The following is a 15,579-nucleotide window of genomic DNA, read 5'->3' on the forward strand; positions in this document are numbered from 1 at the left end:
TCTGTTAAGTGCGTTATAATCGCCGGCCGCAAATTAACGACCGAATTCTCCTATGAATGACGCCCTGAAAGAGATTCACGACTTCCTGCCATGCCCGACTCCGAAACAATGGATCGACAACGCCCTGGCGAATCAGGATCTGATGCTGATTGATCACGCCCATTGCGAGAAAAAAGCAGCATCCACGGCACTGAGCCTGATGTATCGATATGTCGATAACACCAGGTTGTTGAACAAGATGTCCAGGCTGGCCCGGGAAGAGCTGAGGCATTTCGAGCAGGTTCTTGCGATCATGAAGAAGCGGGGGGTGGACTACTGTCACCTTACGCCAGCCCGCTATGCGGCCGGTTTGAGACAGCAGGTCCGTGCAGATGATCCGGGGCGCCTGGTGGATGTGCTTATCGTGGGTGCGATTATCGAAGCGCGGTCATGTGAGAGATTCGCCGCTCTTGCGCCGTGCCTGGATGACAGCCTGGCAGATTTCTACAGCAGCCTGCTCAAGTCTGAAGCCCGGCACTATAAGGATTATCTGACACTGGCTGAGCAGGCTGCCGGGAACTCAATAGAGACACGGGTTTCAGAATTCCTGGCGATCGAGAAAGAACTGATCGAGGCGCCGGATACGGAGTTCCGGTTTCACAGTGGGCCGGTGTCATCGTAACTGCCGGCACAGCTTCATCCAGGCATCAATACCTGCGCTGCGGTATTTTTGTTTGTGCAGGATGAAGTAGAACTGCCGGTCGAACTTGCGGTGCTCAGGCACGGCGAGAGGAACCAGACTGCCTCGCTTGAAGGCGTCTTCAAGAACGACCTCGGACAAACAGCCAATGCCCAGGTCAGCTTCTACCGCACGTTTTATGGCTTCCGTGTGCTCCAGCTCGAGAAGCACGTTCAGATCGGGTAATAGACCATGCATTCCCCGCTCAAAGCTCTGACGTGTCCCGGAACCTTGCTCACGCATGATCCAGGTGGCATTGCGCAGGTCCTCGTCAGACAGTGATTTCTGGCTGGCGAAGGGGTGGCTGGGGGAGCAGAATACGACCAGCTCATCGCCGCGCCAGGGCAATACTTCCAGTTCAGACGCTTGCAGTTCCCCCTCTATGAGACCGATGTCGAGTTCGAAGTCCTTCACGCGTTTGGCAATGGTGCTGGTGTTGGCTACCTCCAGCGAAATTCTCGGGTGGGTAGGGGTATTCATGTATTGGGCCATGACCCCAACGGCCAGATAGTTCCCGATGGTGAGCGTGGCACCAACCTTCAGGGCACCCACTTCGGTGTGTTTGCTGAGCGCCTGTTCCAGCTCATTGGCCTGGGCAAGGACAGCTTCCACTTTCGGCCGGTAGAGTCTCCCGAGTTCATTCAATTGAAGGCGCTTGCCAACACGGTCAAACAATTGGATGTCGAACTGGTTTTCAAGTTCTTTCAGGGCACTGCTGGCTGCGGACTGGGACATGGCAAGGGATTCGGCAGCGCGGGTGATGTTCTGGAAATGGGCGGCGGCCAGGAAGACTTCCAACTGACGGAAACTGTATTTCATAGCTTTTTGCTCTAAATCGGCTCGGTCGAATAAGGTTATGAGAATATCCCATTTTCCCGATAGGTTAGTGTCAGGTTAGAATTACCGCAATTCAAAGTTAAACCATTCGCCGTAACACAGCGCATTAAACGGCCAAGAGGATTTCATGAGCAACCTGATCAAAGAAAAAGTCACCAGCGTTCATCACTGGAACGATACACTGTTCAGCTTCACAACAAGCCGGGACCCGGGATTCCGTTTCAAGAACGGTCACTTTGTAATGATCGGTCTGGAAACTGAGGGCAAGCCTCTGATGCGCGCGTACAGCATCGCCAGTGCCAATTACGAGGAAGAACTGGAGTTTTTCTCGATCAAGGTGCAGGACGGCCCGCTGACCTCACGTCTTCAGAAGATCCAGGTGGGTGACGAAATTCTGGTGAGCCGAAAGCCGACGGGTACGCTGATTCTCGATAACCTCCTGCCGGGTAAAAATCTCTGGCTGATCAGTACAGGTACCGGGCTTGCGCCTTTCATGAGCATCATCAAGGATCCGGAAGTCTATGAGGCGTTTGACAAGGTGATCCTGACCCACGGTGTGCGCTATGTGTCAGAGCTGGCTTATCAAAAGGAAATTGAGGAGCTGCCCGAGAACGAGTTTTTCGGTGAAATGGTTGAAGGCAAACTGGTCTATTACCCGACTGTTACCCGAGAGGAGTTCCGGAACAAAGGGCGATTAACGGACGCCATGGAAACCGGAAAGATCACCCGTGATCTTGATCTTCCGGAGTTTGATCTTGAAAACGACCGGTTCATGATCTGCGGAAGTCCGAGCATGCTCAAGGACACCTGTGCCATTCTGAACAACATGGGCTTCAAAGAGGCTCGCGGTGGTGACATGGGGCACTATGTCATTGAGAGGGCTTTTGTGGAGAGCTAGGGCGCGCGGAGTGTTATGCAGCACAGAGCGAGGGGGCGAAGTCTCGCCCCTTCTCATAAGCATCACCTACAATGTTGTCTTCAAACTGGCCAATCAGATAGCCATCCCTGCCAGTTTTGTTTCGAGATATTCCTCTATACCTTCCTGAGCACCTTCGCGACCAAGGCCGCTGTTTTTCATCCCGCCAAACGGTGCCGCAGCACTGGTCGGATTGATATCGTTAATGCCGACAATGCCGAAATCCAGAGCTTCAAACGCACGCATGGCCGTCGTCATATTATTGCTGTAGATGTAGGCGGCCAATCCATACTCAGTATCGTTGGCCATGGCGATGACATCGTCTTCTGAGCGATAGGTGATGACGGGAGCCACCGGGCCAAAGGTTTCTTCCCGGTATATCTTCATGTCTGGGGTTACTCCGGAGAGTACGGTTGGTGCGAAAAAGTAACCCTGTGACAGGCCGTTGTCTGTCAGGCGCTGACCGCCGGTTTCAATTTTCGCGCCTTTGGCTATGGCATCCTGGACCTGGTTGTCGACTTTCGCGATGGCCTGTTCGTTGATCAGCGGGCCAATGCCGACGCCATCAGTCATACCGTTACCCGCCACCAATCGACTGGCGCGGTTGGTGAGTTCTTTGATAAATGGTTCAAGGTGATCTTCGTGCACAAAAATACGGTTGGGGCTAATGCAGGCCTGTCCAGTATTCAGGAACTTGACCAGTGACAGGCCTTTGGCAGCATGTACCGGGTCGGCGTCAGGGAAAACAATGGCGGGTGCATGGCCGCCGAGTTCCATGGATACGCGTTTCATGTTGGCTGCGGCCAGGCCATTCAGTTTCTTACCGACAGGGGTAGAGCCGGTGAAGGTCAGCTTGCGAACCCTCGGGTCGGTACAAAAAGCTTCGCCCACCCGGGAAGGATCCTGCACCGTCAGCATGTTGATCACCCCAGCCGGGAAGCCTGCTTCGGCGAAGATTTCTATCATGGCTTTTGCGCACAAGGGTGTACTTTCAGCTGGTTTCAGAATCACGCTGCAGCCGGCCGCCAGTGCGGGCGCTAACTTGCGGGTAATCATGGAAATCGGATAATTCCAGGGAGTGATCGCACCGACCACACCAACAGGGGATTTTTGTACGATAAAGCGCTGGTTTTCACGGGCGGAAGGAATGCTTTGCCCGTATACGCGTTTGGCTTCTTCGGCAAACCATAGCAGGAAGTCAGCGCCGTACTGTACTTCATTGAGGGACGCTTTCAGGGGCTTACCCTGTTCGCGGGTCATCAGCTCAGCCAGTTCGCGTTTCTGACGGATCATCAGTTCCCAGGCCCGGTAAAGCAATTGGGAGCGATGATACGCCGTGGTCTTTTTCCATTCTTTAAACGCGCAATCGGCGGCCGTAATGGCCGCCTCAATATCCTGATCTGTGCAGTCGGGCACCTGCCCGATGACTTCACCCGTGGCCGGGTTGGTAACCGGGAGCTCCGGGCGCCCGGTTAACCATTCTCCGTTTACATACATGAGGCGGTACCTCTTGGTTGATATTAAAACTCTGTTTCCGACAGCGCCATGATGGCGTCATCGCCCGATCGTATCGAGCTCAGGTGCACGGAACAGCGCGGGAGGATGTGATCGATGAAAAAGTTTGTGGTAGCCAGTTTGTTGATTGCCAATGAGCTTTGGTCAGCCTGCGTATTCTTAGCTGCAGTAGCGGCTTTCAACAACAGCCAGCCGGCGGTCACGGTAGAGCTCAGCATCAGATAGTCAAAGGCAACGGCGCCCGTAAACTGGGGGTCATCGCCACGCTCCAGAATCATTTTTGTGGCATCTTCAAGGAAGGCGACTGCCTGGTCAAATCTTGCCTGGCGCTCGGCTGTAAGCACGGAATGGCTTTGTAGCGACCCGGTGAGTGGACGCATGTCATCAATCAGCTCAGCTATGGCCTGCCCCCGGTCGCTCACGGTTTTCCGGCCGATCAGATCAAGGGCCTGAATGCCGTTGGTGCCTTCATATATCGGTAGAATACGGGCGTCACGGTAGTGTTGTGCAGCGCCTGTCTCTTCGATAAAGCCCATTCCACCGTAACATTGAATGCCCAGAGACGTGACTTCTTGTGCGATTTCTGTGCACCAGCCTTTCACCAGTGGTGTCAGCAAGTCGGCCCGGCGCTTGTAGCGGCTCTTGATGTCGTCTGGGAGGGTATCCGCCTTGGCGTAATCAACGGCTACGCAGCCAGTGTAAGCAAGACCGCGAGCGGCCTCGGTCAAGGTTTTCATAATCATTAGCATGCGGCGGACGTCCGGGTGCTTGATGATAGGGGAAACGCCTTGTTGGCCGGGAGCCGTGCCTTGAGTTCGTTCGACGGTATAGTCCCGAGCTTGCTGGTAAGCGCGCTCGGAGATTGAAACGCCTTGTAAACCAACGGTCAGCCGTGCGTTGTTCATCATGGTGAACATGCAGGCCAGGCCCCGATTCTCTTCGCCCACCAGGTAACCGATAGCGCCCTCGTTATCGCCATAACTCATCACGCAGGTGGGGCTGGCATGGATACCGAGCTTGTGTTCCAGTGAGACTGCGTGGCAATCGTTCCTTTCTCCCGGTTCTCCGGACGCATCGGGTAAATACTTGGGTACCGCAAACAGTGATATACCTTTGACGCCGGGAGGAGCATCCGGCAAGCGGGCAAGCACAAGATGGATGATGTTCTCCGCCATGTCGTGCTCACCCCAGGTGATGAAAATCTTTTGTCCTTTTATCCGGTAGGCATCGCCATCCGGGCGGGCCTGGGTCCGGATACCTGACAAATCAGAACCGGACTGTGGTTCGGTCAGGTTCATGGTTCCGGTCCACTGCCCGGAAATCATTTTGGGCAGGAACTTCTTTTTCAGTTCATCGCTGGCGTTCTCGGAAAGCGCCTCTACGGCACCTTGAGACAACAAAGGACAGAGCCCCCACGCCATGTTGGCGGCATGCCACATTTCCTGAACCGGGATGGCCAGCGAGAAAGGCAAGCCCTGCCCACCAAACTCCGGGTCAAACTGCAGGCTGGCCCAACCGCTCTCTGCGTATTGCTGGTAAGCCGCCCTGAACCCTGCTGGCGTGACCACGTTGTGGTCGCTATCCAGGCGAACGCCGGTTTGATCGCCGGTAACGTTGGTTGGTGCGATGACGGAACCTGCAAAGCGTGCAGCTTCTTCAAGAATGGCTGCAACGACATCCTCGGAAGCATCTTCGTAGCCACAGGCTTTGGCCATTTCTGAAAACCCGGCGACTTGCTGCAGGGTAAACGCCATCTCACGGGTGGGTGCTCTGAACTCTGTCATGGTTTACTCCCTCAGGCCATGTATTGGCCGCCGTTAACCGACATGTTCGTGCCGGTTACGAAACTGGCTTCATCAGCTGTCAGATAAGCGACGGCTCTGGCGATGTCTTCAGGCTGCCCAAGGTGGCCAACCGGAATACCTGCAACAATGTTGTTCAGTACCTTTTCAGGTACCTGACGAACCATTGGCGTGTCGATGTAGCCTGGAGAAACCGAGTTGGCGGTTACACCTTTACGGGCGCCTTCCTGAGCAATGGATTTGGTGAAACCATAGATGCCGGCTTTCGTGGCGGCATAGTTACACTGGCCGAACTGACCTTTCTCCCCGTTCAGGGATGAAATGTTAACGATACGGCCAAAGCCACGCTCGCACATATTTTCGAACACTTGCTGGCACATGTTGAACATAGAGGTCAGGTTCACGTTGATGACCTGATTCCATTGTTCTGGTTGCATCCTCTTCAGTGGGGCGTCGTTGGTGATGCCTGCGTTGTTGACCAGAATATCGATAGGTCCCAGGTCTTTCTCAACAGCAGCAACAAAGGCTTTGCAGCCATCAAAGTCGGTTACGTCCAGCGGGTACACGGAGGCTTCGATGCCGTCCTGCTGCAGCCCGGCTTGCCACTCTTTGGCTTGTGCTTCTTCACCGGGCAGGTGGGTGCCTACTACTGCACGGCCTTGAGCGGCCAGCGCTTTACACATAGCGGTACCCAGACCACCGGTTGCTCCGGTAACAACTGCGATGCGATTAGTCATGGTGTTCTCCTTTCTTCTTAGGGGTTGTTTACTTCAAGAGTTTCTTGATATTGGATGATTGGGAAATGATTCCCTCTGAGGTGTACTGATTGCTGCGGTCAACAATCTTGGGAAGCTCGTAAAGGTAATTCACCATCAGGCCGGCAGCCTGTTTGAGTCCTTTGTCTGAGGTGTCAGCCATCCAGTTAAGCCGGGCAACCTGGGCTCCGTTGCTCAGATGGAAGTTGGCTACGGGGTCGTTTGAACGAGACGTACCGGGTTTGCTGGAGCACAGGTAGGATGCCGCCAGTTTCATAATGGCTTCCTGTTGGGCGCCTGTGCTATCGGACTGGCCTGCCCGGGCCGGGTCCCGTGGCGGAGGACAACGTAGCCATTCTTCGCCGCCTGGCAATTGAGTTAATTGGTCCGCCGGCGTGTTGTCCAGCCAGCGACGAAAGCCGGGGATTGGAGACAGCGTTGCGAACTGTTTTAACTGGGGGAACTCCATTTGAAGCTTGCTGACGACCTGTTTGATGAGGAAGTTACCAAAGCTGATGCCGGCAAGGCCTTGCTGGGCGTTGGAGATTGAATAGAAAATCGCAGTATCCGCTTTATCGGCGTCTTGGGTAGGGGCGTGCTCATCCAGTAGTTTCTGAACGTTGTCCGCCAGACCGTTCACCAAAGCGACCTCAACGAAGATTAACGGTTCGTCGGGCATGTTCGGATGAAAAAAGGCGAAGCACCGACGGTCGAAATCAAGACGGTTCTTGAGGTCGCTCCAGCTCTTGATGGCGTGTACGGCCTCGTAGGCAATCAGTTTCTCCAGTATGGCACCACTGGAGTTCCAGCTGATCTCTTCGAGCTGTAGCAGACCGATGTCGAACCAGGTCGCCAGCAGGTCGCGAAGGTCGGTTTCCAGTGGTTTCAGCTCCGGATAATCTATGCAAAGCTGCAGCAACTCTTCCCGCATATCCACCAGGAATTTAACCCCGGAAGGTACACCGTTGAATTGTTTAAGAAGCGTCGTTCGGCTGGGTACCAGTGCTCTGCGCAGGGATTGGGCTGCTTGCGTTTTCTCATTTGCTTTCGCGTTATGCCATTGATCGATGGCTTGCTCGACGCTGTCTTCGTTGATGCCGTAGTGTTCAGCGAGTAGGCCGAGAAAGCGGGTTCTTCCCGTAGTGGAGAGTTTTAGATAAGCGCGACCGAGCAGGGCCGCGCGCTTGCGAGCCTCAACCTGGCCGCCGTTTTCGGCAAGGCAATCGTCGATCCATTCCTTGACAGCGGTAAGATCAGTCTCCGGGAGGTCTTCGGCTATGTTCATGATATTTGGGCCACGACGGCCTGAGGATTCCAGTCCGCCCGGAACCAGTTTCTTGAAAGCCTTCTCAAAAATGCTTACGGGTTGCCTCTGCATAACCGCGACTCCCTGTTAACCAAGCGGTGTTGTCTTTGTGGTCGAAAGAAGGCTACCAGAGCATTTTGATAAAACCAAGTAAAAGTACTTGGTTTGATGGATACAAACCAGTAATGTAGTCGGCGTATGGATTAACAAGAGGAAAGCACAATGCAAGAATTACACGGTTACTATCTGGAAGACCTGGAAGTTGGAATGGAGGCTTTTTACGCCAAGACCATCACTGACGCAGACGTCATTTTGTTCGCAGGCATCAGCGGCGATGACAACCCGGTACACATTAATGCTGAGTATGCGAAGACCACACCATTCAAAGAGCGCATTGTTCACGGCATGTTCAGTGCGGCCCTGATCTCTTGCGTGTTGGGTACACGTCTGCCCGGTCCGGGGGCGATCTACGTTGATCAGCAGATCAAGTTCAAGGCGCCCGTTCATATTGGTGACACCGTTGTTGCTTCTGCCAAGGTCGTTGAGATCAATGTGGAGCGGCGTCGTGTAAAGCTGGAGACCGTCTGCAGAGTTGGCGATACAGTGGTTGCAGAGGGCGTTGCAACGAATATGGTTGACCGCCGTCCGGCGTAAGTCTGGAGAGTACTATGTTAATGGATCAAGAGAATTGCATCGTCGCCGTGATCGATGTGCAGGCACGGTTGTTGGGCGGAGTGCATGAAAGTGAGAAACTGGTGGACAACTGCAATTGGTTGGTGCGCCTGGCCGGATTGATGAACGTACCGGTGATTGGATCCGAGCAGTACCCAGACGGCTTGGGCCATACAGAAGAGAAGCTGCGTGAAGTTGTGGGCCCCGCCAATCTTTACGGAAAAACCTTCTTCGCGTGTATTGATGACCCCGGCTTCGAAAAGGCGTTCCGGTCGCATGATCGTAAGCAGGTTGTTCTCTGTGGTATGGAGTCTCAAGCTTGCGTAATGCAATCGGCCCTGAGGCTCCTGGAGAAGGGGTTGGAGGTATTTGTGGTGGCGGATGCCATTTCAGCACGTAACTCCTACGATACCGAGGTAGCGCTGTGTCGGATGGAGCAAGCCGGTGCCCGGATAGTTACTAAAGAAATGGTCGGATTTGAATGGCTTCGGCGTTCGGATTCGGTTCAATTCAAGGCCTTCAGCAAAGAATTCCTGCGCTAGTCAGTCGCCAGGGCCTGGATCTCTGTGGTCAGGGTCCTGGCGATCATCAGAATAGGAATGGTTAACACAACCCGAGTTCCGGAGGCTTCCATAGCCATGAAAAACCGTACACCGGAAGAAGGACTGACAGCCCTGACTGACGACGCTGAACGGAATCGTTTGCTCGCGGAAATGGCGGAACAATCCACCGACATGATCTCCCGCCACACACCGGAAGACTGGCGGTTTATCTATGTATCTCCAGCAGTTACGCATTTACTGGGGTACACAGTTGAAGAGATTGTTGGTATTTCAGCATACGATCTCTACCACCCCGACGATGTAGCGGATTTCCGGTTGCGGGCGCCTACAGTGAATTACGATCGAGGCCTGTACACCCACACCTATCGCTTCCGTTGTAAAGATGGTCATTACACCTGGCTGGAAAGTACAAGCCGAACGATTCGCGATCCTGAAACCAACGGGATTCGTGAGATCTTGGTCGTTTCCCGAGATGCTTCCCACAGAATCAAGGCAGATAAAGCAAACCGTCGGTTGGCCCGAGTGCTGGAAAGCACTCAGGATCTGGTTATTTTTGTGAATCTGGATTTTACCGTTTCACACCTGAATGAAGCTGCCAGAACTGCTTTTGAATTGGAGCACAGGGATTACAGCGCTTGCCCCCTTTCCTGGTTTGTAACGGAGAAAGGTTTCGCTACGCTGATGGATGATGGCTTCCCGGCAGCGAGAAAAACGGGGAGTTGGCGGGGGGAGCTTGCGATGCGGAGTCTGAATAGCATTCGTATTCCGGTCATGCTTGAACTATTGGCTCACCGTTCTCTGCATGGGGATATTGAGTACTTCTCGCTGGTTGCCCATGACCTCACAGAGAAAGCTGCCGCAGAAGAACAGCTCAAGCAGTATCAGGCCGATATTGACCACGCCAGTCGCTTGGTCACTATGGGTGAGCTGGCGTCTAGCCTGGCCCATGAACTGAACCAGCCGCTGTCAGCGATGGTGAATTACCTTCGGGGCATAGAGCGGAGGTTTGCGAACAACCCCACCTTGTCCTGGGACGATGTAGAGGTGCCGATTACTCGAAGCATCCGAACGGCGTTGAGGGCTGGTGAGATTATCCATCGAATGATGGACTTCACCCGCAAGCAGGAACCGGTGATTGCCAGCCTCAATTTACCGGAACTGATCAGTGAGATGATTGACTTCTGCGAAAATATGGCAGAACGACTTAACGTTCGCATAGTGTTTGAACCGCCCTCGGATGTTACCGCAGTCAGGGGGGACAAAATTCAGCTGGAACAGGTGTTGTTGAATCTGATTGTGAATGCTATTGAAGCAAGCGCCTCAGCGGACGATGAGATCGTTACCACCGTGCGGATCAGTGTCGAGCCTCATGATAGCGGGCAGTTGCGAGTTGAGGTGGAGGACCAGGGCAAAGGTATTTCAGAAGCGGATATGTCTCGCCTTTTTGATCGCTTTTTTTCGACCAAGGAAACCGGGCTTGGAATGGGGCTGGCCATCAGTCGTTCATTGGTAGAGAATCTCGGGGGCGAACTCTGGGCAGAAAATATCGCTGCAGGCGGGGCTCGCTTTTCATTTACGCTAAATATGACTGACTGATCACTCATGACCTCTAAAAACGATGCACAGACAGTTTTCGTCATTGATGACGATACGGACGTAAGAGACTCTCTGAAATGGTTGCTTGAGTCTGTAGGCCTAACGGTTCAAACCTACGAGAATGCCATGGCGTTTTTCGAGGGCTTCGAAACGGGCTCAAGCGGTTGCATTGTGATGGATGTGAGGATGCCCGGGCTCAGCGGAATTAACGCGCAGAAGAAACTGTCAGAGTACAACATTGAACTCCCGGTAATTATGATATCGGCTCACGGCAATGTGGATATGGCCGTGACAGCGCTGACTCAAGGTGCCGTAACGTTTATCGAAAAGCCGTTTGATGACCAAATGCTCATTGACCACGTCCATGATGCATTGGAAAAAGACCGGACCCGATTTGTTCAGCGTCGTTCACAGTCTCGTATCCGGCAACGATACGACAGCTTGACGCGAAGAGAGCGTCAGGTTCTTGAGCTGATTGTTAAGGGGCTCTCGAATCAGGAAGCCGCCGATGAACTCGGTATCAACAGAAAAACGGTTGAGGGTCATCGCGCGAATATGACTGCAAAAATGCAAGTGGATTCGTTTGCAGAGCTGGTGCAGGTGGCTATAGCACTGGGGCTGGTCAAGGGTATTGCCAAGTCGTAAGTCCAATCGTTTCCAGCGGCTGGGTTGAGCCAATATTTCAGGTAACAACCTGGCCCATTCTGCATTCCTCGAATACCACGGTTTTCCCCCCAATTGCACTGGTCGTTAGGACCGGTTGCTCCCCATAGTGCACCTCGCGACCCTGTTGAGATATTGGTGTCCTTTTGTTTCTCATAATTCAGAATCAAGTAAATCCACTGAATTGTTAAGTAAAAATAATCGAGTGCAATTTAAAAAAACCAAGTAATAATACTTGATTTTGGTCTATGCTGAAATTTCCGAATAACAAAATAAAAAGGGTCAGCTTATGACATCTGAGCATGGAACAAAAAAGTCACTTACCAGCAGCCATTGGGGGACCTATCGGGTTCATACCAAGTCTGGAAAACTCACCGCGCTGGAGGGTTTCGAGAGGGATGAAGATCCGTCCCCTATTGGTCAGGGTATCGTTGATGTGCTTGATGGACCAATGCGTATCAAGAAACCTATGGTTCGTCGCGGATGGTTGGAAAACGGGCCGGGAAATGCAGAAGGTGGTCGAGGAGCTGATGAGTTTGTTGAGGTTTCCTGGTCCAGAGTGATCAGGTTGGTGGTGGATGAATTAAATCGTGTACGCGGCCGTTACGGTAATCAGGCAATTTATGGGGGATCTTATGGGTGGTCCAGTGCTGGGCGTTTTCATCATGCCCAGAGCCAGCTGAAGAGGTTCCTCAACTCGATTGGCGGCTACACCTATTCACGGAATACCTATAGCTATGCGGCTGCCGAAGTCACTTTGCCTTACGTCCTTGGCGATTTCTATTCCATGGTGAATGGTGCAACCAGCTGGGACGTTATTAAGGAATACACGGGCCTGTTCGTGGCTTTCGGTGGGGCACCGCTCAGAAACGGACAGGTCACTAATGGTGGTGTTGGGCGTCATGTGCAGCAACAGGGAATGCAGGAAGCCGCTGCAAATGGCGTTAAAGTCGTTAACGTCAGCCCTTTGCGTTCAGATGTGCTGGAAGAAATGAATGCAGACTGGTTCGCTATATACCCTGGTAGTGATGTTGCGCTTTTGCTTGGCATTGCCCATACCCTTCACGAAGAAAAACTGGCAGACACCGGCTTTCTATCGACCTATACGGTGGGCTACGAGCGTTTTCGAGACTATTTTTTGGGAGAGACGGACGGTGTCGTGAAAGACAGCGCCTGGGCCGAGAGAAAGACAGGCATGCCTGCTGCTCGTATCCGTCATTTGGCTCGGGATATGGCTCGCCAACGCACGATGATCTCCGTGAGCTGGTCTTTAACTCGTCAGGATAACGGCGAGCAACCCTACTGGGCAGCTATTGCTGTCGCGTCGATGTTGGGGCAGCTCGGTTTACCGGGTGGAGGTATAGGGTTTGGATACAGTGCTATGAATGCAATTGGCGCTAACTATCAGGGGATTCCCGGGGCGGCTTTGCCTCAGGGTAAAAACCCGGTAAAAAGCTTTATTCCCGTTGCCAGAATTACCGACCTGCTGCTGAATCCCGGCGCCCAATTCGAATACAACGGTATGACTGAAACTTATCCTGATATTAAGCTGATTTACTGGGCAGGGGGAAACCCTTTTCATCACCATCAGGATCTCGTTCGAATGAGGGCGGCTTGGCAGAAACCGGATACGGTGATTGTCCATGAGTGGTGTTGGAATGCTCAAGCTAAACACGCTGATATTGTGCTACCCGCTGCAACGTTTTTGGAGCGGAATGACATTGCTTCATCCAGTCGCGATCCCTTCCTTATCTATATGGAAAAGGCTGTGGAGCCGGCAGGGCAGAGCCTGTCGGACTATGAAATCTTCAGTAAGTTGGCAGAAGAGCTCGGTGCACGGGAAGCATTCACGGAAGGCCGTGACGAGGAGCAATGGTTAAAAGTATTTTACGACGAAACCTGTGAAAAAGCTGGCAATAGCGGTATTGACCTCCCGAGCTTTGAGGACTTTAAAGCGAAGGGCTGGTTTGAAAACCTGATGCCGAACGAACCGCAGGTTCTGATGAAAGCCTATCGCGAGGATCCTGTAGGCAATGCCCTTCGAACGCCCAGTGGAAAAATAGAGATTTTCTCTGAGACTGTCGCGGGCTTTGGCTATGAAGAATGTCCGGGCTTTCCGTTCTGGAATGAGCCTAAGGAATGGTTGGGGAAGGAAAACCCTGAATTCCCCATGCACCTGATTTCCAATCAACCGAAAAACAAACTGCACTCCCAGTTGGACCACGGTTCCCTTAGTCGCAAGTCGAAAATCAACGGGCGGGAACCGGTGGTTATTCATCCGGAAGACGCGAAGATCCGGAACATCAAACAAAATAGTCTGGTACGCATATATAACGGACGAGGCGCCTGCTTGTGTTCTGCCGTGGTAAGTGACGAAGTGCGAGTTGGGGTGTTGCAGTTGAGCACCGGGGCTTGGTTTGACCCGCCACAACCAGGCGTTTTAGGCGTGTCCTGTCAGCATGGTAACCCGAACGTTCTGACCCGGGATGAAGGAACCTCACGTCTGGCACAAGGGCCAAGTGCGTTGTCATGCCTCGTCGAAATTGAACTGTACGCTGGGGAGGATCTGGCCTTGGGTGCCTTCTTGCCGCCGGCGATCAGTAGTGAATGTTGCTGAGCGTTTCCTGGTTCGCTATCCCTCGAGATAACCCGCTGAAGAAGAGTATGAGCGCTACGCTGATGTTAGTCGTGACCTGGCTAGGTATAAGTGATCGCAAAACCAAGTAAAAACCATTGATTGTATGGGTACTAAGACCTAGTATTGGCATGGGGTATATCTCCCCTTCGTATTCGATAAATCCAATTGGATGGAGAATAAAAACAATGTCCTTGAAGAAAAGACCAACGGGCGGTGAGCAGCCGTCGGCGTTAGGCGTATTGAATTTCCGCGTACCTTTCGTTCACTACAAAATTGAAATACCAGACATTTTGCAGGGCGCAATTCTGTGCGTTGTCCCCTTGAGCATCACGGCTCTAATGACTTCCGTTTTGGGAATTCCCTTCGAAATTGCAGTTGCCTTTGTACTGCTGAACAACATTCTTTACCTGGTGCACACGCACTTTGGTGACCCTACCGTTGCCGGCTGGATCACGGCAGGTATTCCACTGTATATCGCGTTCCTGATGGGTTATCCGGAGGGGGAGGCCAGAATACTGGCGCTCATTGCATTGCAGTTAACGGTCGCTGTGATTTTCCTGGGGCTGGGTGCCTTTAAAGGTGCTGACGCCCTGGTGCGCAAGATGCCGATGTCACTCAAGTCGGGCATTCTGATTGGCGCAGGTATTTCTGCAGTCATGGGTGAGTTCGCCGCCGATGGTCGTGTCTGGACTATGCCGATCACCATTCTGACCGGAGCGGTTCTCGGTTTCTTTATGCTGTTTTCTGAAACCGCCGACCCTTTGCGTGCGCGTTATGGCTTCTTCCGTTTTGTGGCTCAGTATGGCATCGCAGTACCGTTCCTGATCGCATATGTATTCGGACTGCTTATCGGTGAGGTTGATATGCCTGTTATTGAGTGGGGCTTCACCTCCATTCCGCTGGGGACCATCATTCAGGACTACAGTGTGATCGGGCTGGGTATGCCGCCACTGCAATATTTCATTGATGCTATCCCGCTGGCTCTGGCTGCTTACATTATTGCTTTCGGGGATATTCTGGTTATGGATTCGCTGTTCAAAAATGCGGACAGTGCCCGTAAGGACGAGAAACTGGTCTTCAGCCCGCGTCGCAACAGCATCATCGTGGGTGTTCGAAATACCCTTCATGGTTTGTTTGCACCATTCATCAGTTTGTCCGGACCTGCATGGACAGGTGGTCAAGCTCTGGTCATCAACCGTTATATGAATAACCCGCGTTCCGTCATGGACAGCTACTGGGGTGGTGCAACCAGTATCTACTGGGGGATGACCATTGCCATTGTTCTGGTGCCCGTGGTTACGCTGTTCAAGCCGGGTCTCAATATCGGTATGGCGTTGACCCTGCTGATTCAGGGCTACCTGTGTGGCTATCTGGCGATCGAAATGCTGGATCGCCAAACCAACCTGGAGCGCGGTGTAGCTGTAATTGTTGGCTCTGTTCTTGCGGTCAAAGGTGCGGCCTGGGGACTTGGTATTGGCCTGGTTCTGTGGCTGTTCCTGGAGAAAAACTGGTTCGCAGACGTTTATGTGGCAACACACCATAACGACGATGAGCCTGCAGCTGATGCTGATGCTCTGGCTGAGCGAAGTTAACGGTGG

General features: G+C 52.9%; 13 protein-coding genes. 8 read left to right on the forward strand and 5 right to left on the reverse strand.

Features of this window, described 5'->3' with window-relative positions:
* The first annotated feature begins 52 nt into the window (after nt 1-52).
* Complete coding sequence (locus tag KO499_RS16215) at nt 53-661, forward strand: tRNA-(ms[2]io[6]A)-hydroxylase (RefSeq protein WP_215984805.1); 609 nt, start codon at nt 53-55, stop codon at nt 659-661.
* Here the strand turns inward: KO499_RS16215 and KO499_RS16220 are convergent.
* Entirely contained in the window at nt 653-1,537 is an 885-nt protein-coding gene (locus KO499_RS16220; protein ID WP_215984806.1) for a LysR substrate-binding domain-containing protein, read from the reverse strand. The two genes, KO499_RS16215 and KO499_RS16220, sit on opposite strands and share 9 nt — an antisense overlap.
* A 145-nt stretch (nt 1,538-1,682) precedes the next feature.
* On the opposite strand from KO499_RS16220, the gene KO499_RS16225 reads away from it, so the two are divergent.
* Entirely contained in the window at nt 1,683-2,453 is a 771-nt protein-coding gene (locus KO499_RS16225) for a ferredoxin--NADP reductase (RefSeq protein WP_215984807.1), read from the forward strand.
* 93 nt (nt 2,454-2,546) lie between these two features.
* Here the strand turns inward: KO499_RS16225 and KO499_RS16230 are convergent, their stop codons facing one another.
* Genes KO499_RS16230 through KO499_RS16245 form a run of 4 tightly spaced genes read right to left on the reverse strand, consistent with a single transcriptional unit; the run spans nt 2,547 to nt 7,921 of the window.
* The gene (locus KO499_RS16230) at nt 2,547-3,968 is read right to left on the reverse strand and encodes an NAD-dependent succinate-semialdehyde dehydrogenase (protein WP_215984808.1); all 1,422 of its coding nucleotides are present in this window, start codon (nt 3,966-3,968) and stop codon (nt 2,547-2,549) included.
* Between the two features lie 23 nt (nt 3,969-3,991).
* A complete protein-coding gene (locus tag KO499_RS16235; RefSeq protein ID WP_215984809.1) occupies nt 3,992-5,770 on the reverse strand; it encodes an acyl-CoA dehydrogenase in 1,779 nt (592 codons plus the stop codon).
* An 11-nt stretch (nt 5,771-5,781) separates the two neighbouring features.
* Nucleotides 5,782-6,525 (reverse strand): acetoacetyl-CoA reductase, encoded by a 744-nt coding sequence (gene phbB / locus KO499_RS16240; RefSeq protein WP_215984810.1) that lies wholly within the window; start codon nt 6,523-6,525, stop codon nt 5,782-5,784.
* A 28-nt stretch (nt 6,526-6,553) separates the two neighbouring features.
* Complete coding sequence (locus tag KO499_RS16245) at nt 6,554-7,921, reverse strand: malonyl-CoA decarboxylase (RefSeq protein ID WP_215984811.1); 1,368 nt, start codon at nt 7,919-7,921, stop codon at nt 6,554-6,556.
* A 150-nt stretch (nt 7,922-8,071) separates the two neighbouring features.
* Here KO499_RS16245 and KO499_RS16250 point away from each other — a divergent pair, with 150 nt between their 5' ends.
* The 6 genes from KO499_RS16250 to KO499_RS16275 all read left to right on the forward strand — a co-directional run bounded on the left by KO499_RS16250 (nt 8,072) and on the right by KO499_RS16275 (nt 15,573).
* Nucleotides 8,072-8,503, forward strand: coding sequence for a MaoC family dehydratase (locus KO499_RS16250; protein WP_215984812.1), 432 nt, complete (start codon nt 8,072-8,074; stop codon nt 8,501-8,503).
* A 14-nt stretch (nt 8,504-8,517) separates the two neighbouring features.
* On the forward strand, nt 8,518-9,063 hold the full coding sequence (locus tag KO499_RS16255; RefSeq protein WP_215984813.1) for an isochorismatase family protein: 546 nt from the start codon (nt 8,518-8,520) through the stop codon (nt 9,061-9,063).
* A gap of 96 nt (nt 9,064-9,159) precedes the next feature.
* A complete protein-coding gene (locus KO499_RS16260; protein WP_215984814.1) occupies nt 9,160-10,680 on the forward strand; it encodes a PAS domain-containing sensor histidine kinase in 1,521 nt (506 codons plus the stop codon).
* Between the two features lie 6 nt (nt 10,681-10,686).
* Complete coding sequence (locus tag KO499_RS16265) at nt 10,687-11,325, forward strand: response regulator transcription factor (RefSeq protein ID WP_215984815.1); 639 nt, start codon at nt 10,687-10,689, stop codon at nt 11,323-11,325.
* 307 nt (nt 11,326-11,632) lie between these two features.
* Entirely contained in the window at nt 11,633-13,960 is a 2,328-nt protein-coding gene (locus KO499_RS16270) for a molybdopterin-dependent oxidoreductase (protein WP_215984816.1), read from the forward strand.
* A 359-nt stretch (nt 13,961-14,319) separates the two neighbouring features.
* Nucleotides 14,320-15,573, forward strand: coding sequence for a xanthine/uracil/vitamin C permease (locus KO499_RS16275; RefSeq protein WP_215984817.1), 1,254 nt, complete (start codon nt 14,320-14,322; stop codon nt 15,571-15,573).
* Nucleotides 15,574-15,579 lie beyond the last annotated feature (6 nt).

The sequence above is a fragment of the Marinobacter sp. F3R08 genome (genome assembly GCF_018860425.1).
In the GTDB taxonomy this organism is placed as follows: Bacteria; Pseudomonadota; Gammaproteobacteria; order Pseudomonadales; family Oleiphilaceae; genus Marinobacter.

Coding starts and splice junctions, on each gene's coding strand:
- KO499_RS16235 (WP_215984809.1), bottom strand. CDS start 5,770: ATGACAGAGTTCAGAGCACCCACCCGTGAGATGGCGTTTACCCTGCAG.
- KO499_RS16265 (WP_215984815.1), top strand. CDS start 10,687: ATGACCTCTAAAAACGATGCACAGACAGTTTTCGTCATTGATGACGAT.
- KO499_RS16260 (WP_215984814.1), top strand. CDS start 9,160: ATGAAAAACCGTACACCGGAAGAAGGACTGACAGCCCTGACTGACGAC.
- KO499_RS16275 (WP_215984817.1), top strand. CDS start 14,320: ATGACTTCCGTTTTGGGAATTCCCTTCGAAATTGCAGTTGCCTTTGTA.
- KO499_RS16270 (WP_215984816.1), top strand. CDS start 11,633: ATGACATCTGAGCATGGAACAAAAAAGTCACTTACCAGCAGCCATTGG.
- KO499_RS16250 (WP_215984812.1), top strand. CDS start 8,072: ATGCAAGAATTACACGGTTACTATCTGGAAGACCTGGAAGTTGGAATG.
- KO499_RS16255 (WP_215984813.1), top strand. CDS start 8,518: ATGTTAATGGATCAAGAGAATTGCATCGTCGCCGTGATCGATGTGCAG.
- KO499_RS16225 (WP_215984807.1), top strand. CDS start 1,683: ATGAGCAACCTGATCAAAGAAAAAGTCACCAGCGTTCATCACTGGAAC.
- KO499_RS16245 (WP_215984811.1), bottom strand. CDS start 7,921: ATGCAGAGGCAACCCGTAAGCATTTTTGAGAAGGCTTTCAAGAAACTG.
- KO499_RS16230 (WP_215984808.1), bottom strand. CDS start 3,968: ATGTATGTAAACGGAGAATGGTTAACCGGGCGCCCGGAGCTCCCGGTT.
- KO499_RS16220 (WP_215984806.1), bottom strand. CDS start 1,537: ATGAAATACAGTTTCCGTCAGTTGGAAGTCTTCCTGGCCGCCGCCCAT.
- phbB (WP_215984810.1), bottom strand. CDS start 6,525: ATGACTAATCGCATCGCAGTTGTTACCGGAGCAACCGGTGGTCTGGGT.
- KO499_RS16215 (WP_215984805.1), top strand. CDS start 53: ATGAATGACGCCCTGAAAGAGATTCACGACTTCCTGCCATGCCCGACT.